Origin of the sequence: Robertmurraya korlensis (assembly GCF_023715225.1) — a bacterium.
Classification (GTDB): Bacteria; Bacillota; Bacilli; order Bacillales; family Cytobacillaceae; genus Robertmurraya_A.
In genome coordinates, this window is record NZ_JAMBNS010000001.1 from 135,418 (window position 1) to 155,984 (window position 20,567).

General features: G+C 38.8%; 19 protein-coding genes. 14 read left to right on the top strand and 5 right to left on the bottom strand.

Going from position 1 to position 20,567, the window contains the following annotated elements; all coding sequences use genetic code 11:
• Positions 1-2: 2 nt before the first annotated feature.
• Positions 3-173 carry a hypothetical protein gene (locus tag M3175_RS00745; RefSeq protein ID WP_251513573.1) on the top strand — a complete coding sequence of 57 codons (171 nt, stop codon included), beginning with the start codon at positions 3-5 and terminating at the stop codon, positions 171-173.
• A gap of 43 nt (positions 174-216) precedes the next feature.
• On the opposite strand, the gene M3175_RS00750 is transcribed toward M3175_RS00745, so the two are convergent.
• Entirely contained in the window at positions 217-2,295 is a 2,079-nt protein-coding gene (locus M3175_RS00750; RefSeq protein WP_251513576.1) for a transglycosylase domain-containing protein, read from the bottom strand.
• 151 nt (positions 2,296-2,446) lie between these two features.
• Here M3175_RS00750 and ald point away from each other — a divergent pair, with 151 nt between their 5' ends.
• Positions 2,447-3,565 carry an alanine dehydrogenase gene (gene ald / locus M3175_RS00755; RefSeq protein ID WP_251513579.1) on the top strand — a complete coding sequence of 373 codons (1,119 nt, stop codon included), beginning with the start codon at positions 2,447-2,449 and terminating at the stop codon, positions 3,563-3,565.
• Positions 3,566-3,610: 45 nt separating this feature from the next.
• Here ald and M3175_RS00760 read toward each other — a convergent pair whose 3' ends face one another.
• Complete coding sequence (locus M3175_RS00760; protein WP_251513582.1) at positions 3,611-4,708, bottom strand: M24 family metallopeptidase; 1,098 nt, start codon at positions 4,706-4,708, stop codon at positions 3,611-3,613.
• Between the two features lie 116 nt (positions 4,709-4,824).
• Between M3175_RS00760 and M3175_RS00765 the strand changes: the two genes are divergently transcribed.
• The 3 genes from M3175_RS00765 to M3175_RS00775 all read left to right on the top strand — a co-directional run bounded on the left by M3175_RS00765 (position 4,825) and on the right by M3175_RS00775 (position 7,274).
• Complete coding sequence (locus M3175_RS00765) at positions 4,825-5,505, top strand: metal-dependent hydrolase (RefSeq protein WP_251513583.1); 681 nt, start codon at positions 4,825-4,827, stop codon at positions 5,503-5,505.
• A gap of 97 nt (positions 5,506-5,602) precedes the next feature.
• Positions 5,603-5,845 carry a hypothetical protein gene (locus M3175_RS00770; protein WP_251513586.1) on the top strand — a complete coding sequence of 81 codons (243 nt, stop codon included), beginning with the start codon at positions 5,603-5,605 and terminating at the stop codon, positions 5,843-5,845.
• 109 nt (positions 5,846-5,954) lie between these two features.
• Positions 5,955-7,274 (top strand): CBS domain-containing protein, encoded by a 1,320-nt coding sequence (locus M3175_RS00775; RefSeq protein ID WP_251513590.1) that lies wholly within the window; start codon positions 5,955-5,957, stop codon positions 7,272-7,274.
• 38 nt (positions 7,275-7,312) lie between these two features.
• On the opposite strand, the gene M3175_RS00780 is transcribed toward M3175_RS00775, so the two are convergent.
• A complete protein-coding gene (locus M3175_RS00780) occupies positions 7,313-7,621 on the bottom strand; it encodes a YtpI family protein (RefSeq protein ID WP_251513593.1) in 309 nt (102 codons plus the stop codon).
• Between the two features lie 114 nt (positions 7,622-7,735).
• On the opposite strand from M3175_RS00780, the gene M3175_RS00785 reads away from it, so the two are divergent.
• On the top strand, positions 7,736-8,668 hold the full coding sequence (locus tag M3175_RS00785) for a DHH family phosphoesterase (RefSeq protein WP_251513596.1): 933 nt from the start codon (positions 7,736-7,738) through the stop codon (positions 8,666-8,668).
• A gap of 33 nt (positions 8,669-8,701) precedes the next feature.
• Here the strand turns inward: M3175_RS00785 and ytrI are convergent, their stop codons facing one another.
• Together ytrI and ytrH are read right to left on the bottom strand one after the other, a co-directional pair.
• Positions 8,702-9,208, bottom strand: coding sequence for a sporulation membrane protein YtrI (gene ytrI / locus M3175_RS00790; RefSeq protein ID WP_251513597.1), 507 nt, complete (start codon positions 9,206-9,208; stop codon positions 8,702-8,704).
• 1 nt (position 9,209) lies between these two features.
• On the bottom strand, positions 9,210-9,551 hold the full coding sequence (ytrH, locus tag M3175_RS00795; protein ID WP_251515204.1) for a sporulation membrane protein YtrH: 342 nt from the start codon (positions 9,549-9,551) through the stop codon (positions 9,210-9,212).
• A 138-nt stretch (positions 9,552-9,689) separates the two neighbouring features.
• On the opposite strand from ytrH, the gene dnaE reads away from it, so the two are divergent.
• The 8 genes from dnaE (at position 9,690) to M3175_RS00835 (ending at position 20,548) form a co-directional block, all read left to right on the top strand.
• Positions 9,690-13,049: a DNA polymerase III subunit alpha gene (dnaE, locus tag M3175_RS00800; RefSeq protein ID WP_251513599.1), complete on the top strand. Its 3,360-nt coding sequence runs from the start codon at positions 9,690-9,692 to the stop codon at positions 13,047-13,049.
• 112 nt (positions 13,050-13,161) lie between these two features.
• Entirely contained in the window at positions 13,162-14,400 is a 1,239-nt protein-coding gene (gene ystJ / locus M3175_RS00805; RefSeq protein WP_251513600.1) for an NADP-dependent malic enzyme, read from the top strand.
• A gap of 73 nt (positions 14,401-14,473) precedes the next feature.
• Positions 14,474-15,037: a FadR/GntR family transcriptional regulator gene (locus M3175_RS00810; RefSeq protein WP_251515207.1), complete on the top strand. Its 564-nt coding sequence runs from the start codon at positions 14,474-14,476 to the stop codon at positions 15,035-15,037.
• A 142-nt stretch (positions 15,038-15,179) separates the two neighbouring features.
• Complete coding sequence (accD, locus tag M3175_RS00815; protein WP_251513602.1) at positions 15,180-16,061, top strand: acetyl-CoA carboxylase, carboxyltransferase subunit beta; 882 nt, start codon at positions 15,180-15,182, stop codon at positions 16,059-16,061.
• Positions 16,046-17,026, top strand: coding sequence for an acetyl-CoA carboxylase carboxyl transferase subunit alpha (gene accA / locus M3175_RS00820; protein WP_251513603.1), 981 nt, complete (start codon positions 16,046-16,048; stop codon positions 17,024-17,026). Before accD ends, accA begins: the two co-directional genes overlap by 16 nt.
• 294 nt (positions 17,027-17,320) lie before the next feature.
• Positions 17,321-18,280: a 6-phosphofructokinase gene (gene pfkA, locus M3175_RS00825; RefSeq protein WP_251513605.1), complete on the top strand. Its 960-nt coding sequence runs from the start codon at positions 17,321-17,323 to the stop codon at positions 18,278-18,280.
• Between the two features lie 32 nt (positions 18,281-18,312).
• Entirely contained in the window at positions 18,313-20,070 is a 1,758-nt protein-coding gene (pyk, locus tag M3175_RS00830) for a pyruvate kinase (RefSeq protein WP_251513607.1), read from the top strand.
• 91 nt (positions 20,071-20,161) lie between these two features.
• Positions 20,162-20,548, top strand: coding sequence for an FxsA family protein (locus M3175_RS00835; RefSeq protein WP_251513608.1), 387 nt, complete (start codon positions 20,162-20,164; stop codon positions 20,546-20,548).
• Positions 20,549-20,567: the final 19 nt, after the last annotated feature.

A 20,567-nucleotide genomic window follows, 5' to 3' on the forward strand; every position in this document is an offset into this window, starting at 1 on the left:
CAATGAAAAAGGAAGAGATGAAAGGCCAATCGAATTATATTTACGACCAGCAAGGCGAGAGCAGTGTTAGTGAACAAATTATGGATGCTTATAATAGTGGTGTCATTGATCAGCCTAACGGTCAGTTTGACAATGAAAAGTATGATAGCATGATTGGGAATGAATCGGAGTAGTAATGAAAAAAGGAAGCCCTTTGGCTTCCTTTTTTAATCAAAACTATTGCTTTAGTTCTTGTAGTCTTTCTTTTAACAATTGTCCGGCTGTTTTTAAGTCTTCTTTCATTTTATCTATCACTTGACTCCATTTTGAGCTCTCTTGTTTAATTACTTGCTCAATCTTTTCAGCCTTTTCTTTAATTGCTTCTTGCGTTTCTTCTGTGTCTTGTTCGCCTTGCATTCTAGCATTTACTGATTCCACCGTAAACGGTGTTTGATCCGTATATGGAATGGCTGCCTCCATAATTTTCTTGAAGATTGGAACGACTGTTTCTGAACTTGATCCGGATAAATAATGATTTTGGTCGGTCTGATCGTATCCAATCCAAATGGCACCTACCAGGTCAGGAGTATACCCGACAAACCATTGATCCTTTGTTCCATCAACACCGGAAAAGCTTAGTTGAGTTGACCCTGTTTTCCCAGCAATAGGTGATCCGTTAATTTGTGCAGCGGAACCTGTTCCTGATTCCACAACATTTAGAAGCATGGACGTCATTTCATTTGCGACCTTTTTGGTGGTCACTTGTACGACCTTTTTTTGGTGTTCAGCGATAATATTCCCTGTAGGACCTTCTATTTTTGTTATAAGATGATCATCCGCGCGTTTTCCCTTATTGGCAAAGGTGGAATAAGCGGCCGCTAATCGGAGTGGAGAAGTTCCTTCATTCATTCCTCCGAGTGCAATCGCCAAATGTTCATCCTCTTCCTGGAGTGGAATGCCAAATTTTTTTAACGATTCTATTCCTTTATTCAATCCAATTTGATCTAGTAGCCAAACGGCTGGGAGGTTCAGAGATTCCTGCATCGCAACATACATAGGGACTTCACCAGCATATGTTTTATTATAATTTTCAGGTTGGTAATCCCCAAATGCTTGCTGCTTATCTTGTAACATGGAGGATAAAGCATATCCTTCTTCTAGTGCAGGGGTATAAACCGCTAATGGTTTTAATGTTGATCCTGGCTGTGCCTTTAAATGGGTCGCCCGATTAAATCCACGAAAAACGGATTCTCCACGTCCTCCAACTAGTGCTCTGACTCCACCAGTCGACGGATTTAGAAGTACCGAACCACTTTGAACAATCGCATCGTTCTTGCCTCTTGGAAAATGGTTGTTATTGGAATAGATGGTTTCAAGAGAGGATTGCAGGTTTTGATCCATTTCCGTATAAATTTTGTACCCTCTAGTTAAGATTTCTTCCTGTGTTAAGCCATATTTTGATATCGCTTCGTCAAGGACTGCATCTGTATAGGAGGGGTATTTTCGATCTAGAAAGCTGCCGCCCCCTTCTTCAAGAACAATCTTTTCTCCTATAGCTTCCTTATACTGCTGCTCAGTGATAAATGTATTTTCCTTCATTTTTGCGAGTACAACATCCCTGCGCTCAATCGCTGCATCGTAGTTTTGGAATGGATTACGTGCAGAAGGTGCCTGAAGAAGTCCAGCAAGCAATGCGGATTCGCTAATAGTTAATTCACTAGCATTTTTATTAAAATACTTGGCAGCTGCTTGATCAATTCCCCATGCCCCATGTCCAAAGTATACTTGATTAATATACATCTGAAGGATTTCTTCTTTTTCGTATTTTTTTTCAATTTCAAGGGCAAGAAATAATTCTTCAATTTTTCTTTTATACGTTCTTTCAGGAGAGAGTAGGGCATTTTTGGTTAATTGCTGGGTTAGTGTACTCCCACCTCCGGTTATACGACCAGCCAGTAAATTTTTAAAGAATGCTCTTGTAATACCTTTTAGGTCAAATCCATTATGCTCATAGAAGCGGTGATCCTCTATGGCAACAACTGCGTTGCCAACATAATCAGGGAGTTCTGTAATCTCCACGCCTTTGTTACGGTTAGTGCTAATTTCAGTAGCCACGTCTCCGTCCTTGTCGTAAATAACTGTAGATTGTTTTAAGCCTTCCTTTAAGGTTTGTACATTTGCTTGGCTTGCAAGGAAAGCAAAATAAAGAATCGCAAATAATACAAAAACTAGAAGAAGTAATAATAAAAATTGGGTAATATGTGTGTTTCTCCAAAACCGAATGAGTGCATTACGTAATGTTTCGAATCGTTCCATTGAATACCTATCCTTTAAAAATGAAATTATGACCATTATAACAGGAATTTATGTCAAAGGATGACAGAAATCTCTTTATTCCTATAATAAAAAAGTGGTATATTTATTATCGGCTTCATGATCACTGATTACATATTTTGGAGGGTAAGGCATGCGTATTGGAGTTCCTAAAGAAATAAAGAATAACGAAAATCGAGTCGCTATGACTCCTGCTGGTGTTATTAATTTAGTGAAGTTTGGGCATGTAGTACATATTGAAACAGGGGCTGGTCTTGGATCAGGTTTTAGCGACGCTGATTATGTGGATGCAGGTGCCATCATTGTTGAAAGCGCTTTAGAAGCGTGGTCGATGGATATGGTAATGAAAGTTAAAGAACCACTTCCAGAGGAATATCAGTATTTCCGAGAAGGATTGATCTTGTTTACATATTTACATTTAGCTCCAGAGCCAGAATTAACAAAAGCATTAATCGAAAACAAAGTAGTTGGAATTGCCTATGAAACAGTCCAACTTTCTAATGGTAGCCTTCCGCTATTAACTCCAATGAGTGAAGTAGCTGGACGAATGGCTACACAGATTGGTGCACAATTCCTTGAGAAGGTACATGGAGGGAAAGGAATTCTTCTTGCTGGTGTACCAGGCGTGAATAGAGGAAAGGTAACCATCATCGGTGGGGGAGTTGCAGGAACCAATGCAGCAAAAATGGCGATTGGGCTAGGTGCAAGTGTCACGATTATCGATCTTAGTCTGGATAGACTACGTCAGCTTGATGACATTTTTGGCAGTGATGTAACGACTCTTATGTCTAACCACTACAATATCGCTGAAGAAGTTAAGAGCTCCGACTTAGTCATTGGTGCAGTGTTAATACCAGGAGCGAAAGCACCTAAACTTGTGACAGAAGAAATGATTCAGTCGATGTCACCAGGCTCGGTAGTAGTCGATATTGCCATTGACCAAGGTGGTATTTTTGAAACGACTGACCGTATTACTACTCATGATAAGCCAACCTATGAAAAGCATGGCGTTGTGCATTATGCAGTAGCAAACATGCCTGGTGCAGTACCACGTACATCAACGATGGCTTTAACAAATGTAACGGTACCTTATGCACTTCAAATTGCGAACAAAGGCTACAAAAAAGCTTGTCTCGAAAATGAAGCATTATTAAAAGGAATCAATACCCTTGAAGGGTATGTCACATACCAAGCTGTGGCGGAAGCTCATGGATTAGAATATGCAGCTTCTCGTGAACTATTAGAACAATAGAATACAAGAAAAACTCCTTGAAAAAATGTTCAAGGAGTTTTTTCTTTATCTTATTATTTGTAATTCCTTTGGAAACTTTGTTAACATCTCCACCCCATTGGAGGTAACAAGCACATCGTCTTCAATTCTAACACCCGCTACTCCAGGAACGTATATTCCAGGTTCGATCGTAAAGACCATGCCTTCTTCAAGCAAAAGCGAATTGGTTTCTGTGAGAGATGGATATTCATGAACACTTATTCCTAGCCCGTGACCAAGTCGGTGAGGAAAATATTCCCCGTAACCGGCATTTGAAATAATATTTCTTGCTGTCAGGTCGACCGATTGACAAGTGACACCAGGCTTACTAGCTTTGATAGCAGAAGTTTGAGCTTTTAATACAGTATCATAGATGTCCTTTTGCTTGTCACTAATATCACCTAAAGCAACGGTACGAGTAATATCTGAGCAATATCCTTCAACAATGACTCCTAAATCAAAAAGAACGAGATCGCCTTTTTTCATTTTAGTCAATCCAGGGTTTCCATGAGGAGAAGCTCCATTTTTCCCCGTCAAAACCATGGTAGAAAAAGACATCTCTGAAACACCTTTTTTCTTTAATTCATATTCAATGGCTGCTAATACTTCTAGTTCTGTTTTCCCTTCCGCAATTTCGGAACATCCTACTTCAATTGCGTAATCAGCCAGAGCACATGCCTCACGAATTGTCGCAATTTCGCTTTCACTTTTTACCATCCGTAATTTGCGAAGCTTTTCCTCTGCAGGAAGAAAGGCAGCTTGTGGAAATAGGGACCGGATAAGCTCGTAGCGCTCAACATTCATATGTTCTTTTTCAATTGCGATTTTTTCTACAGACTTCGTTCGATCGTTACAAAGCTTATGTATCAATGTCCATGGATTTTCGATATCCGTATATCCGATAATATCATAGCTCCAGCCTGCTTTCTTTGCATCTTCCTTCTCCATAGAAGGACAAACAAGGAATGGGTCTCCACTTTGGAAAATACCTACACCTAGCAGTCTTTCAAGGGGATCGCTTAAAAATCCACTTACATAAAACACACTGTCAGGGTTCGTTAAAAAGCAAAAGTCAATTTGTTCTTGTTTAAGCCACTCTGCTATTGTGTTCAGTTTATCAGTCACACAGATTCCCCCTTTACTATAAATTTAGAGTAACAACAATACTTTTGAAAGTAAACTTATATTGGTAGTAAAATATGGGTATAAGGAAATTGAAAAGTTAAAAGGAGTGTGGAGAAATGAAAATTAGCTATCATGGACATTCAGTTATTTTAGTTGAGGCAAACGGTACGAAAATTCTTTTTGACCCTTTTATTAGTGGAAACCCGGCAACCGATTTAAAAGTAGGGGAAGTAAAAGCAGATGTAATAATTGTAACTCATGGACATAATGATCATCTTGGAGATACCGTTGAACTGGCGAAAAAGAATAATGCGCTAGTGATCGGAACAGCAGAAATGGCTGATTATTTAAGTTCAAAAGGAGTAAGAACACACGGATTGCATATCGGAGGAGGATTTAATTTCGAGTTTGGTAGAGTAAAGCTAACCCAAGCATTTCATGGGTCAGGGTACATAAACGAGAAAAATGAAATCGTTTACCTAGGTATGCCTGCTGGTGTTCTTTTAACAATTGATGGAAAGACGATATACCATGCTGGCGATACAGGACTTTTCTCAGATATGAAACTAATTGGAGACCGAAATGCAATTGATGTAGCTTTCCTACCGATCGGGGACAACTTCACAATGGGACCGGAGGATGCTGCTTATGCGGCAGAACTTCTCCAGGCGAAGAGAGTTGTACCTATTCACTTTGATACCTTCCCACTGCTTAAGCAAGATCCACAAGCATTTGTTAACATGCTTTCTACAGGAGTAGGAGTTGTACTTGAAGTAGGTCAGTCAATAGAATTATAGAAAAAGTAGTCGGTGAATCGTCAGAGGCGAATTCATCGACTACTTTTTATTTTCTTGCATACATTTTTACTAATTGGACAAGAAAGGAGATCTAAATTTGAAAAAAAATCGATATTTATTTTGTTTGCTATCTTGTGGTGTCATGCTCTATTACGGAGTACCACAATTATCTGCGTATAACGCAGGCTTGTCAGGTTTGTTTTCCGTGACTTGGTTACTATTAGCCATCTTCGTAATCGCTGGCAATTTGTCGGGCATCATGTATGCTCCTAAAAAGAAAGCGGCTACTCATGCTCAATTATCAAAAAAACAGGTACGAAAAAAAGTCCGAGCCTACTAAATACCTATCTGCAAAAAGAAATCAAATTGTAATCAAGCCCCTTCACGCTTTATAATAAGGATTAATACCAAACTAATAGAAAATACAGATTTTATAAAGGGTGAAGGTCTTGGCTACAAAACATGAACAAATTCTTCAATATATTGATGAACTACCGATAGGTGAAAAAATTTCAGTAAGGCAAATTGCCAAGGCGCTTAATGTGAGTGAAGGAACAGCGTATCGTGCCATAAAGGATGCGGAGAATAAAGGTTATGTGAGTACCATTGAACGTGTCGGAACGATTCGAATTGAAAGAAAGAAAAAAGAGAATATAGAAAAGCTGACATTTGCTGAAGTAGTAAATATTGTTGATGGACAAGTCCTCGGTGGACGTGCTGGTTTACATAAAACGTTAAATAAATTTGTCATTGGTGCGATGAAGCTTGAACAAATGATGCGTTACACAGGTGCAGGCAACCTTCTCATAGTAGGAAACCGGACGAAAGCTCATGAATATGCTTTGAATGCTGGAGCTGCCGTTCTCATCACAGGTGGTTTTGATACGGAGGATGAAGTGAAAAGGTTGGCCGATGACCTACAGTTGCCAATTATATCAACTAGCTATGATACCTTCACGGTTGCTGCAATGATAAACCGAGCAATTTACGATCAGTTAATAAAGAAAGAAATTGTACTTGTTGAAGATATATTAACGTCAATTAACGAAACCATCTATTTAAAAACAACGGACACGATTGAAGATTGGCATGAAAAAAATCGTGAAACAACTCATAGTCGATTTCCGGTAGTCGACCACCAAATGAAGGTGCAAGGGATGGTTACATCAAAGGACGTTATGGGAATTGCAGATGCGACAAGCATTGAAAAAATCATGACAAAAAATCCGATGACTGTTACTGGAAAAACGAGTGTTGCCTCCTGTGCCCACTCCATGGTATGGGAAGGAATCGAGGTCCTTCCAGTTGTTGACGATAATAATCGCTTAGAGGGAATCATTAGCAGACAGGATGTACTAAAGGCTCTACAGATGATTCAACGACAGCCTCAAGTCGGAGAAACGATTGATGATATCGTTACAAATCAGCTTGTAGTCACGAAAGGTAAAACAAAGAACGAGGACGTTCTCCGCTGTGAGGTAAGTCCTCAAATGACAAACTCAATTGGGACGATTTCCTATGGTGTTTTCACTACTATTGTGACTGAAGCAGCCAATGGTGTTCTAAGAGGATATAAAAAAGGTGATTTAGTCGTTGAAAATATGACAATTTATTTTCTAAAACCAGTTCAAATGGATAGTATATTAGAAATTTATCCGAAAGTGCTAGAGGTTGGACGTAAATTCGGGAAGGTCGATGTGGAAGTATATAACGAAAATGTATTAGTTGGGAAAGCGATGATGATGTGTCAGTTGATTGATCGACACTAGAAAAAAGGAGTTGTTCTATTAATGAACAACTCCCCTTCTTACATTTGCTTCTTTAGTTCAGTTGCTTCCTTTGCTGCAAGAGGAAGGAAATACTTATAAGCTTTTATTCCACCCCAAATATTGTATGCTCCAAGGGCGATAAAAATAGCTCCTATGATATACACTACAGTTGATTGAGAAATCATGATACGATTCATTCCAAAGGATGCAATAAATAATCCTAGAGCAATATTGCTTTTAGCGGAAATCCATTTCTTTTCTGCCGGGCGGTTGGAACGAAAGAATTGGATTTTATAAAAGATATAAAACATAATAGATACTACAATGATAATGACAAAAATAGGCATATAATTCCTCCAAGCTTCGACATTCTTCCATTATTCTACCTTGTATATAAAATAATTTCTACTTTTTCTCTTTTTGTGTTAAAAAGAGAGTATTAGAAAAAAAGGAGATCAGCAATGAAAGATCAAATAATTGAAACGATTAAACAGTACGATACTATTATTATCCATCGACATGTTCGTCCAGATCCGGATGCGTATGGGTCACAAGGGGGATTGGCAGAAGTTTTAAAGGCTTCTTTCCCAAACAAAACGATTTACACAGTCGGGCAGGAGGAGCGGTCTTTACAATATTTGAGAAGGCTTGATGAAATAAGCGATGATACATATAATGGGGCCCTAGTTATTGTGACAGATACGGCTAATCAAGAGCGAATTTGTGACCAAAGATACCTCTCTGGAGACAAATTGATAAAAATAGATCATCATCCAAACGAGGATCCATATGGTGATATTGTGTGGGTTGATACGACATCTAGCTCAACGAGTGAAATGATTTATGAACTTTATTTGTATGGCCAAGAAAAGGGCTTACAAATGTCAGATCAAGCAGCAAGATTATTGTATGCAGGAATTGTGGGAGATACGGGGAGATTTCTTTACCCTAGTACGAACGATCGAACTTTCCAATATGCTGGCGAGTTGATAAAATATAATTTCTCTCGTACAGAAGTTTATGATGGAATGTACGAACTACCATTGAATGTTGTTCAATTGAATGGCTATGTTCTTCAAAATTTCGAAATGAACGAAAATGGTGTTGCATCCATGATCCTTCCAAAGGAACTCCTTGCTAAATACGATGTAAGAGCAGCAGATGCTTCCCTTCTTGTGAGTGCTCTAGGAAGTGTACAAGGAATTAAAGCATGGGTTTTCTTTATTGAGGAACATGATCAAATTCGTGTTCGCCTTCGTTCAAAAGGCCCAGTGATTAATGGCGTTGCTAAGAAGTATAAAGGCGGAGGTCATCCTCTCGCAGCTGGAGCTTCCATTTATTCATGGGACGAAGTACCATATGTCATGAAGGATATTGAAGAAGTATGTAAGTAAAAGAAGAGGTAGGAACTCCTTTTCGTTCCTACCTCAATTATTAGCTAATTGCAACTCGAGTTGAATGGATAACGTAGTATAAAATACAATTTCCTTTACTTTTAATTGGTATCTTTTGTCATTGATTTTGTGTGTCCGATTTTCAATGACCTTTTTCACCCAATCACTACTTTTGAAAGCAGTATCTATATCCATCTTTAATAGTGGATTGATATCCTCTTTAATCGCTTCTTCCACCTCATAAATGCTAAAAGAATCTAATTCATATTTCTGATTCACATTAATTTTAATTTTAATATCTTGAACGATAAGAAGTTCCTCGTTTTTCTTATTGAGTTCACGATAGTCATTTTGCCAAATATCTTTTTCCTTTTCTAAATCCTTAATACGTTCTTCTTGCTGCTTCAACTCTTTTGAGTAGGTTTCTTGCCAGTCTCCATAAATATAAAGAAATACACACCAACTGATTACTCCACCTAACGCCATACCTGCAATAAACTGCTGAACCGCACGAAGTCGGTAGAAAGGCGGGATTCTCATATTAAATATGCTCCTGCGTTAACCAGTTAATGATCGTTGCTCCTGTTTGTGCACCACCCATAGCAGTAAGAATGAGCAGGAATTGTTTAAAGATATCCTTTGTACCTCCATCTAAGAAACCTTTTTCAAAGCTATAAACCGTATCGAATGTTCCGCCTATCGCAGCAATAATTGCCCAAATCCTTATCGAAGTTGATATTCGGTAAATTTCCGTTAACATTGGTTTACCGGTCAAGAATGCAGATAGCCCACCGATGAGCGCTCCACCTAATAAAACACCTAGAGCTATAAAATAGGCATCTATTAAAATCGATATATATGGTTGTTCGCTCAAAACAATCATCTCCACAAAATATAAGTATTGATACATCATATGGACAAACCCAAATAAATATGAGCTATTATGAAGCGAACATATTTTCTTTTTTTCGTCTATGCCCATATAATAAAAGAAGAATGAAGCAGTTAGGGTGTGATATAGATGTCGTTTGTTCACCTTCAAGTGCAAAGTGCGTTTACTTTATTATCAAGCACAGCTTCCGTTGAACAATTGGTAAAAGGAGCAAAAGAAAAGGGATTTACGATGCTTGCATTAACTGATTACAATATCATGCATGGGGCAGTCACCTTTTATAAACAATGCTTGAAGCATGAGATGAAACCGATTATTGGACTTACAGTCGATGTTCAAAGTGAAATAACTTTCAATAGGACATACCCGCTTGTACTTTTAGCGAAAAATCAAGTGGGATTCCAAAACTTAATGAAAATTTCTAGTGTTGTACAAACGAAGTCAAAGGAAGGTATTCCATTAAAATGGCTTAGACATTACGCAGCGGGATTATTTGCTATCTCACCTGGCCGTGCGGGAGAAATCGAATCGTATTTAATAGAAAATAACGAAGAAAAAGCAGCAAAATGTGTGGAGTTATATAAGCATATATTTGGACAAGATAGCTTTTATCTGTCTTTGCAAAATCATCATGTTCCTGCTGAAACAAGTCTTTTAAACAAAGTCGTGGATCTAGGGAACTCTCATTCGGTACAAACAGTCGTTACAAATGATGTTCGATATTTACAACAGTCTGATTCATTTTCCCATGAGTGTTTGTTAGCCATAAAAAATGGGGAGAAGTTACAGGATGATGACAGGGAACGTTTGGAGACAGACCAATATTATTTAAAAACGAGCTCAGAGATGGTTGAACTTTTTACAGATTTCCCTGAAGCGCTAGAAAATACATGGCGAATTGCTGAAGATTGTAATGTTATGGTGGAGTTACATAAGCAAAAGCTTCCTAAGTACCCAACGCCAGAGGGGGAAACGGCAGAAGGATTGTTAGAAAAGCTTTGCATGAAAGGACTTACTGAAAGGTACAGCCATGTAACCGAATCACACACAAATCGATTACGATACGAATTAAGCGTAATAAAGAAAATGAAATTTGCGGATTATTTTTTAATTGTTTGGGATTTTATGAGTTTTTCACGTGAGCAGCATATATTAACTGGTCCTGGTAGAGGCTCGGCAGCAGGATCATTGGTGTCATATGTGTTGTACATTACGGATGTTGACCCGTTAAAATACAATTTATTATTTGAAAGGTTTTTAAATCCAGAACGAATTACAATGCCAGATATCGATATCGATTTTCCAGATCATCGCCGCGATGAGGTGATAGAGTATGTTGCTAACAAGTACGGAGAAGCACATGTGGCTCAAATCGTTACTTTTGGTACGTTGGCAGCAAAAGCGGCCCTTCGTGATGTTGGTAGAGCTTTTGGATTAAATACAAAGGAGCTCGAAGGTCTGTCCAGAACGGTACCTTCGCAACTGGGTATATCATTAAAAGGCGCATATGCTCAGTCGGAAAGGCTCCGTGCATTTGTCAATGAATCTTCTACTAACCAAAAACTGTTTGAAACAGCAGTGAAGCTAGAGGGTCTTCCAAGGCACACTTCAACCCATGCAGCTGGGGTAGTGATATCTGAAGAACCGCTTGTTAACACTGTCCCCATAAGTGAGGGCAGTCAATCTGTGTATCTCACTCAGTTTGCGATGGACGATCTGGAAGAGGTTGGACTTTTAAAAATGGATTTTCTGGGCTTAAGGAATTTAACACTCATAGAATCTATTATTGATATGATAAAAAAGAGAGCAAGGATCAATCTTGATATTAAAACGATTCCTTTGGATGATCAGGATACGTATTCCATGTTAAGTCGTGGAGAAACGACGGGTGTATTCCAATTAGAGTCTGAAGGGATGAGAAACGTATTAAAACGGTTAAAGCCAACCAATTTTGAAGATATTGTTGCGGTAAACGCTCTATACCGTCCCGGACCAATGGAAAATATTCCGATGTTTATCGATAGAAAGCATGGGAAAGAACATATTTCGTATTTGCATGAAGATTTGAAGCCGATTCTTGAAAATACGTATGGAATCATCGTGTATCAAGAACAAATCATGCAAATTGCTTCTACGATGGCAGGCTTTAGCTTAGGTGAGGCTGACTTATTAAGAAGAGCAGTTGGAAAAAAGAAAAAAGAAATCCTTGATAAAGAAAGACAGCATTTCGTTGAAGGAGCAATCACAAAAGGATATGAGACAAGCATTGCCAATGAGGTATATGATCTTATCGTAAAATTTGCAAATTATGGTTTTAATAGGAGCCATGCGGTTGCATATAGTGTGATTGCGTATCAACTTGCATACCTTAAGGCGAAATATCCTGTGTATTTTATGGCTGCGTTATTATCTTCAGTAATCGGTAACGAGTCAAAAATCGCTCAATATATAAAAGAATGTCGAGAAATGGATATTCAATTGTTGCCGCCATCCATTAATAAAAGCGGCTATACCTTCTTAGTGGAAAATCATGGTATTCGCTATAGTCTTACAGCCATTAAGGGCATAGGTGTGGCAGCTTTAAAGGGCTTGTTCGCCGCTAGAAAAAGCAAGAAATTTACGGACTTGTTTGATTTTTGTATTCGAGTGTCAGCTAAATCAGTAAACCGCAAGGCATTAGAATCGCTCATCCATTCGGGTAGCTTCGATGAATTCGGAGAGGACCGTGCGGTGCTGTTGGCTAGCCTTGACGTCGCTTTAGATCATGCGCAATTAGTAAATCCGGATGACGCCCAGCAGGGGGATTTATTTTCAGATGATGAGTTTTTCCTGAAACCAAAGTATGTAAACGTTGATCCGATAAGGGCTGAAGATAAACTAAGGCAGGAAAAAGAGGCACTAGGCTTATATCTTTCAGACCATCCTGTTTCGATTTATGAAAGAGAAGCAAAGTTGGAACAAGCAACGGCCATTTCCTCCATTTCAAACGAAGGAAGAAACGTTAGGGTTTTGGTGTATATTACTGAATTGAAGAAAATCCGTACAAAAAAGGGAGAAACTATGGCTTTCTTGACTGTATCGGATCAAAGTGGTGATATGGAGGCGGTTGTGTTTCCTACTGTTCTTAAAAGATATTCGATTCTTTTACAACAAGGAAATATTGTAATCTTTGACGGGAAAATCGAAGATCGAAATGGAGCAAAGCAACTCATTATAGCATCGGCCAAGGAAGTTGTTAAAAACGAAGAAGCGGAGGAAGGTAATAACGTACTATATCTAAAAATACAAAAGCATCAAGAACAAGGTGAATTCTTGCACGCTTTAAAGAAATTGTTAAACAGGCATACTGGAGGAACACCTGTTATTCTTTACTACGAAGAAAACAGGAGAAGTATAAGGCTTGGTAAAGAGGATTATGTACAACCCACATCGGTACTCTTAAGGGAAATCGAATCGCTGCTAGGTTCAGATAATGTCATTTTGAAATAATTAGCCTTTACATCCTTTTGTATTATGTTATATTGTTGTAAGTATACGTGGTCTGACCACTAGATGGGGATGGAGAAAAGAAAGTTATTTTAACTAAGGGGTGGAACGCATTTTGACTTTACGTGAAGAAGCATTACATATGCACAGAGTAAACAAGGGTAAGCTCGAGTCAAAATCAAAAGTTCAAGTTAGGAATGCAAATGATCTAAGTCTTGCCTATTCGCCAGGAGTGGCCGAGCCTTGTAAAGAAATTTATGACAAGCCTGAAACGGTCTATGATTATACGATGAAAGGGAATATGGTTGCTGTTGTTTCTGATGGAACAGCTGTCCTTGGACTAGGAAACATCGGTCCAGAAGCCGCACTTCCGGTTATGGAAGGAAAAGCTGTATTGTTCAAAAGCTTTGCAGGAGTGGATGCATTTCCAATCTGCTTAGGAACAACTGACGTCGAAAAAATTATTGAGACCGTTAAGTTATTAGAACCAACATTCGGGGGAATAAACCTTGAAGATATTGCTGCTCCTAATTGTTTTGTGATTGAGGAGAGGCTAAAAAAGGAAACCAATATACCTGTATTTCATGATGATCAGCACGGTACGGCAATCGTTACAGTTGCTGGTTTAGTGAATGCGTTAAAGCTAGTTGGCAAATCGATGAATGAAATCAAGGTTGTAGCTAACGGAGCTGGTGCTGCAGGGATTGCAATTATGAAACTTCTATATACCTATGGTGTACGGGATATTATTATGTGTGACACTAAAGGGGCTATATATGAAGGCAGACCATTTGGAATGAACGACATTAAAAATGAAATAGCCAAATATACAAATCGTAATCAAGAAACAGGTAGCCTTACAGACGCATTAAAAGGTGCAGATGTGTTTATTGGAGTATCCGTTGCTGGTGCCTTAACGGGTGAAATGATTCAAACAATGAATGAGGATCCAATTATTTTCGCTATGGCGAATCCAACACCGGAGATCATGCCTGAAGAAGCAAAAAAAGCTGGAGCGAAGGTAATCGGAACAGGACGTTCTGACTTCCCGAACCAAGTAAATAATGTACTAGCTTTCCCTGGAATCTTCAGAGGTGCTTTAGACGTAAGAGCCACACATATTAATGAAAAAATGAAAGTGGCAGCGGTTGAAGCGATTGCTAGTCTTGTTTCAGAAGATGAGCTAAGCGCTGATTACGTGATTCCGGCCCCATTTGATGCGAGAGTAGCGCCTGAGGTAGCAGCAGCAGTTGCAAAGGCAGCTATGGAAACAGGTGTAGCCAGAATGAAGGTTGACCCGCTGGAGATTAAAGCAAGAACTAGCCAGCTTTCCGTTATTGGAAAGAGCGAGTGATCTTAAAGTGAGTATTGAACCAGTGGAACGAGGATCAAAGGTTTATCTAGAAATTGTCAAACAGCTTCGCAATATGATTGAACAGGATGGCTTAACACCCGGTGATAAAATTCCATCAGAGCGAGAACTTTGTGAGCGTCTTAATGTAGGACGCTCCTCTGTTCGTGAAGCTTTAAGAGCTTTAGAGCTCTTAGGACTTATTGAGACTCGTCGAGGAGAAGGTACCTTTATAAGAGATTTTCGCAGTAACCAACTTGTGCAGCTTCTTGGTACATTTGTGCTTCAAGATACAAAAGCTAAACAAGATGTGATTGAAACGAAATATTTAATTGAACTCGATTGTTTAAGACTTATCCTCCGAAGAAATAATGAAAAGCAACTAGAAGAATTAAAAGATTGGATTGAGTCTTGTGAGTTTACGGACGATCAATTTTTTATAAAAATTGTTGAGCTAGCAGATAATCATTTATTCTATCGTATTTGGTCGATATTAAATGATTACTACGATGCATTAAAGCTTCCGAAGATGGAGAGAAAGGATCCGTTTTACTCCTCAATCGTTCAAGCCTTACGAGGTGGAAATGAGGCGGATGTACTTCGGGCCTACTATTCATTACGAAAACTGTCGAATGACTAACGACAAATAACTGCAGAATTTGCTGTGATATTATACTAACATGATAAAAAGAACTAGACGAGCCTTCATCTAATAAGGCATTATTTTTCGTTATAGTGGTCTGACCACTGAGATTATTAGAAACATTTGGGGAGGTTTAAGCTTGCCGATTAAAGACTTATTTACAAAATCAAAGAAGAAAAAATATGCAACAATTCCAACTGAAGCTGCAAAGCAAGATGTCCCAGAAGGGATCATGACCAAGTGTCCAAGCTGTAAGAAAATCATGTATTCCAAGGAGCTAATGAAGAATCTTAAGGTTTGTGCTCACTGTGGGTACCATCACCCGATGAATTCAAAAGAGAGGCTGAATAGTTTTATTGACGAAGGAAGCTTTGTTGAGCTTGATCGTTACATGATTTCTGAGAACCCACTTGGATTTCCCGATTATATCGAAAAGCTTGAAAAAGATCGTCAGAAAACAAACTTAAATGAAGCTGTTGTGACAGGTGTATGTAAGGTGGAAGGTCATGACGCGGTTGTTGCCGTGATGGATTCTACTTTTAGAATGGGTAGCATGGGTTCTGTGGTTGGTGAGAAGATTACGAGAGCGATTGAAAAAGCAGGTGAGCTATCGATACCATTTATCATCTTTACTGCATCAGGTGGAGCAAGGATGCAAGAGGGAGTATTGAGCTTAATGCAGATGGCGAAGACGAGTGTTGCACTTAAAAAGTTTAGCGACGAAGGGAATCTCATCATATCAATCATGACACATCCAACTACTGGCGGAGTATCTGCTAGCTTTGCTTCTCTTGGTGACTATAATTTTGCTGAACCAGGTGCATTAATTGGATTTGCGGGAAGAAGAATTATTGAACAAACCATAAGAGAAGAACTTCCTGAGGATTTTCAAACAGCAGAATTTCTTTTAAAGCATGGTCAGCTAGATGCAGTGATATCCAGAGGTGACTTGAGGGAGAAAATCTCAACATTGCTTGATATTCATACGCCTGGAGGTGAAATAGAATGGTTGGAGAACTAGAATTCGAAAAACCAGTCATTGAGCTGAAAAAGAAAATTGCAGAATTAAAAGAATTTACTGCGAGTGCTGATGTGGATTTGTCAGATGAAATTGAAAAGCTTGAGGCAAGACTTCAAAAGCTTGAAAAAGATATTTATGACAACATGAAGCCATGGGATAGAGTACAAATTGCGAGACATCCTGCTAGGCCAACTACTCTTGACTATCTATCCATTATCTTTTCTGATTTCATTGAATGTCATGGGGACCGTTTTTTTGGAGATGACGAAGCGATTGTAGCAGGAGTAGCGAAATTCCAAGGCTTGCCTGTTACTATTATTGGTCATCAGCGAGGGAAAGATACGAAGGAAAATATCCGCAGGAATTTTGGAATGCCACATCCTGAAGGATACCGTAAGGCATTGAGACTTATGAAGCAAGCGGAGAAATTCAATCGACCGATCATTTGCTTTATTGATACAAAGGGTGCGTATCCTGGAAAAGCTGCCGAAGAAAGAGGTCAAAGCGAAGCAATTGCTAAAAACCTATTTGAAATGGCAAGCTTAACCGTACCTATTGTTTGTATTGTCATTGGAGAAGGTGGAAGTGGTGGAGCTCTAGCTCTTGGTGTGGGTGATCATATCCATATGCTTGAAAACTCAACGTATTCGGTTATTTCTCCTGAAGGAGCTGCAGCTATTCTATGGAAGGATGCCTCTCTTGCTAAACAAGCAGCGGAAACGATGAAAATTACTGCACCAGACTTAAAGGAACTTGGAGTAATTGATGAAATCATTTCTGAAGTTCGAGGTGGAGCCCATAAAGATGTAAATGCTCAAGCAGAAAACATTAGGGAAACGATCCAACAGTCTTTAAAACAGTTGTTACAACTAGAAGAAAATGAACTGCTTGCATTAAGATATGAAAAATACAAGAACATGGGTAAATATACATTTTTGCATGAATTTATAGGTGTAAATGGATGAGTGTGTTTCGACACACTCTTTTCTTATTTTTTAAGAGAAATCCCAATTAAATGACAGTAAAAATAGAATTATGAACTTTTTTAGAAAAAATGCATGGTATTAAGCGCTTTCAATAAAAAAACTATTTCGTCTATTGATTTTATGTTTATGATAGAGTTGAGAACATTGTTTCTTCATGGTATTTTAGAAATATTCCCGGGTATTCTGTAAATAATAGTAGTGCATCACGTGTCGTATTATTCATCTTCTAACTATACATAATACTTCAACAATCCAATACAGAGGTGATTTGCATTGAAAAGAATCGGTGTGTTAACTAGTGGTGGAGATTCACCAGGTATGAACGCAGCTGTACGTGCGGTCGTTCGTAAGGCAATTTTTAATGATATGGAAGTCTATGGCGTTTATAATGGGTACTCAGGCTTAATTAGCGGAAATATCAAGAAATTAGAACTAGGTTCTGTTGGTGATATCATTCATCGTGGTGGAACCATGCTTTATTCTGCTCGTTGCGAGGAGTTTAAAACAAAAGAAGGTCAGCAAAAAGGAATTGAACAATTAAAGAAATTTGGTATTGAAGGCTTAGTTGTCGTTGGTGGCGATGGATCCTACAGAGGTGCAAAAGCATTAACTGAGCAAGGCTTCCCTTGTATTGGCGTGCCAGGAACAATTGATAATGATATTCCAGGTACAGATTATACAATCGGATTTGATACGGCTCTAAATACAGTTATTGATGCAGTTGACAAAATTCGTGATACGGCGACATCTCATGATCGAGCTTTTATCATTGAAGTTATGGGTCGAGATGCAGGCGATATTGCTCTTTGGGCTGGTTTAGCAGGAGGAGCTGAAACAATCATTATTCCAGAAGTTGGGTATGATATGGATGAGATTGCAGCTCGTTTGAAAAGTGGCCATGATCGTGGCAAAAAACATAGCATTATCATTGTTGCAGAAGGTGTTTGTAGCGGTAATGAATTCAGTAAGAAAATCAAGGATGCAACCGATCTTGACACACGTGTGTCTGTGTTAGGACATATTCAACGCGGTGGATCTCCTACTGCAGCAGATAGAGTACTTGCTAGTCGTCTAGGAGCATTTGCAGTTGAGTTATTGTTAGAAGGCAAGGGTGGAAGAGCGGTAGGTATCGAAAAGAATGAACTCATTGACCACGATATCATTGAAATCTTAACTAGAAAACATACGGTCAATCAAAGTATGTACAACTTGTCAAAAGAGCTATCCATTTAACGTTTTTAAAATATTAGGAGGTCCACAATTGTATGCGTAAAACGAAAATTGTTTGTACTATAGGCCCAGCAAGTGAAAGCGTAGAAAAATTAACACAGCTGATTGAAGCTGGGATGAATGTTGCTCGTCTAAACTTCTCTCACGGTGACCATGAAGAACACGGTGCTCGTATTAGAAATATCCGTGAAGCTGCAAAGCAAACAGGAAAAACGGTTGCTATCCTTTTAGATACCAAAGGTCCAGAAATTCGTACAAATAATATGGTGGATGGTGCAATTGAATTAGTTGCAGGCAACCATGTGATTGTTTCAATGACTGAGGTTGAAGGAACGGTCGATAAATTCTCGATTACATATCCTGGATTAATTGATGATGTACACGAAGGTTCAAAGATCTTACTAGATGACGGCTTAATCGGCTTAGAAGTTACTAAGATTGACCGAAATGCTGGAGAAATTCATACAAAAATTTTAAATACGGGCACACTTAAAAATAAAAAAGGTGTAAACGTTCCAGGTGTTTCTGTAAATCTGCCAGGAATAACAGAAAAGGATGCAAACGATATTATCTTTGGAATCGATCAAGGAATTGACTTTATTGCTGCTTCCTTTGTACGTCGTGCATCAGATGTACTAGAAATTCGTCGTTTATTAGAGGAGCATAATGCAACACATATCCACATTATTCCTAAAATTGAAAATCAAGAAGGTGTTGACAAGATCGACGAAATTCTTGAAATTTCCGATGGGCTAATGGTTGCACGTGGTGACCTTGGTGTAGAAATTCCTGCAGAAGAGGTACCTCTTGTTCAAAAAAGCTTAATTAAAAAATGTAATGCACAAGGGAAGCCGGTTATTACAGCAACTCAAATGCTTGATTCTATGCAACGTAACCCTCGTCCAACAAGAGCGGAGGCAAGTGACGTAGCAAATGCCATCTTTGATGGAACGGATGCTATAATGCTTTCAGGAGAAACAGCTGCTGGTGTATATCCTGTAGAAGCGGTTCAAACGATGCATAATATCGCTTCTCGCGCAGAATCAGCATTAGATCATAAAGAAATCTTATCTAACCGTAGTAAAGACAATGAGCATAATATTACAGATGCAATTGGACAATCTGTTGCACACACAGCATTGAACCTCGATGCTAATGCGATCATTGCTCCTACGGAAAGTGGTCATACGGCTAGAATGATCTCCAAGTACCGTCCAAAAGCTCCAATCGTTGCTGTTACATCTGATGACGGTGTATCTCGTCGCTTATCACTAGCTTGGGGGGTTTATCCTCAAATCGGAAAACAAGCCACTACGACTGACGAGATGCTTGATACAGCGGTAGAGGAAAGCTTAAACAGTGGTATCGTTTCTCGCGGAGATTTAGTGGTAATTACTGCTGGAGCGGTTAATGTTAAAGGTACAACAAACTTAATGAAAATCCATGTTGTTGGCGATGTAGTATTAAAAGCTCAAGGAATTGGAAGAAAAACAGCTTTTGGTAAAGTGGTCATTGCTAACTCAGCGAAAGAAGCATTAGAAAAAGTAACAGAAGGTTCTATCCTTGTTACGATTGGCTCAGATGCTGATATGGTTCCAGCAATTGAGAAATGCAGTGCGTTAGTTACAGAAGAAGGTGGCTTAACAAGCCATGCTGCAGTAGTAGGACTTAGCCTTGGAATCCCTGTAATCGTTGGTGCTGAAGGTGCAACTGCTAGCTTAAAGGATGGACAAGAAATTACAATTGATGCTTCTCATGGTGTCATTTATAACGGTCACGCAAGCGTTCTATAATAAAAGAGAAGAAGTAGCCTAATGGCTGCTTCTTTTTTGCTGTTTTTAAGGAATACACATATAATAAAAGGACAACTAGGAGGCGATTATTTTGCGTTATATCGTTTTACTTTTAATTATTATTCCGGCAGCAGAAATCGGTCTTTTGTTATTATCAAGTAAGACCATTGGCATCTGGACCACCATAACCCTCATCATACTAACAGGATTGCTTGGTGCCTACCTAGCAAAACAACAAGGACTAGACACAATTAGAAAGGCTCAACATCTCCTACAATCAGGTCAAATGCCTGGCGATGTTCTCTTGGATGGAGTTTGTATTATTATCGGTGGCACGCTTCTATTAACACCAGGTTTTATAACAGATGCAACAGGCTTCCTATTACTAGCCCCTCCAACAAGAAAATTCTTCAAAATCATACTCAGCAAAGCATTCCAAAATTGGATGAATAAAGGAAGAATTAAGATTATTAAATGAAAAAGTCCATTCATGAGAA

What these genes read in the sequence shown, in the direction of transcription:
- M3175_RS00745 (WP_251513573.1), top strand. Translation starts at nt 3, where the DNA reads ATGAAAAAGGAAGAGATGAAAGGCCAATCGAATTATATTTACGACCAG.
- M3175_RS00750 (WP_251513576.1), bottom strand. Translation starts at nt 2,295, where the DNA reads ATGGAACGATTCGAAACATTACGTAATGCACTCATTCGGTTTTGGAGA.
- ald (WP_251513579.1), top strand. Translation starts at nt 2,447, where the DNA reads ATGCGTATTGGAGTTCCTAAAGAAATAAAGAATAACGAAAATCGAGTC.
- M3175_RS00765 (WP_251513583.1), top strand. Translation starts at nt 4,825, where the DNA reads ATGAAAATTAGCTATCATGGACATTCAGTTATTTTAGTTGAGGCAAAC.
- M3175_RS00780 (WP_251513593.1), bottom strand. Translation starts at nt 7,621, where the DNA reads ATGCCTATTTTTGTCATTATCATTGTAGTATCTATTATGTTTTATATC.
- M3175_RS00785 (WP_251513596.1), top strand. Translation starts at nt 7,736, where the DNA reads ATGAAAGATCAAATAATTGAAACGATTAAACAGTACGATACTATTATT.
- ytrI (WP_251513597.1), bottom strand. Translation starts at nt 9,208, where the DNA reads ATGAGAATCCCGCCTTTCTACCGACTTCGTGCGGTTCAGCAGTTTATT.
- ytrH (WP_251515204.1), bottom strand. Translation starts at nt 9,551, where the DNA reads ATGATTGTTTTGAGCGAACAACCATATATATCGATTTTAATAGATGCC.
- dnaE (WP_251513599.1), top strand. Translation starts at nt 9,690, where the DNA reads ATGTCGTTTGTTCACCTTCAAGTGCAAAGTGCGTTTACTTTATTATCA.
- M3175_RS00810 (WP_251515207.1), top strand. Translation starts at nt 14,474, where the DNA reads ATGATTGAACAGGATGGCTTAACACCCGGTGATAAAATTCCATCAGAG.
- accA (WP_251513603.1), top strand. Translation starts at nt 16,046, where the DNA reads ATGGTTGGAGAACTAGAATTCGAAAAACCAGTCATTGAGCTGAAAAAG.
- pyk (WP_251513607.1), top strand. Translation starts at nt 18,313, where the DNA reads ATGCGTAAAACGAAAATTGTTTGTACTATAGGCCCAGCAAGTGAAAGC.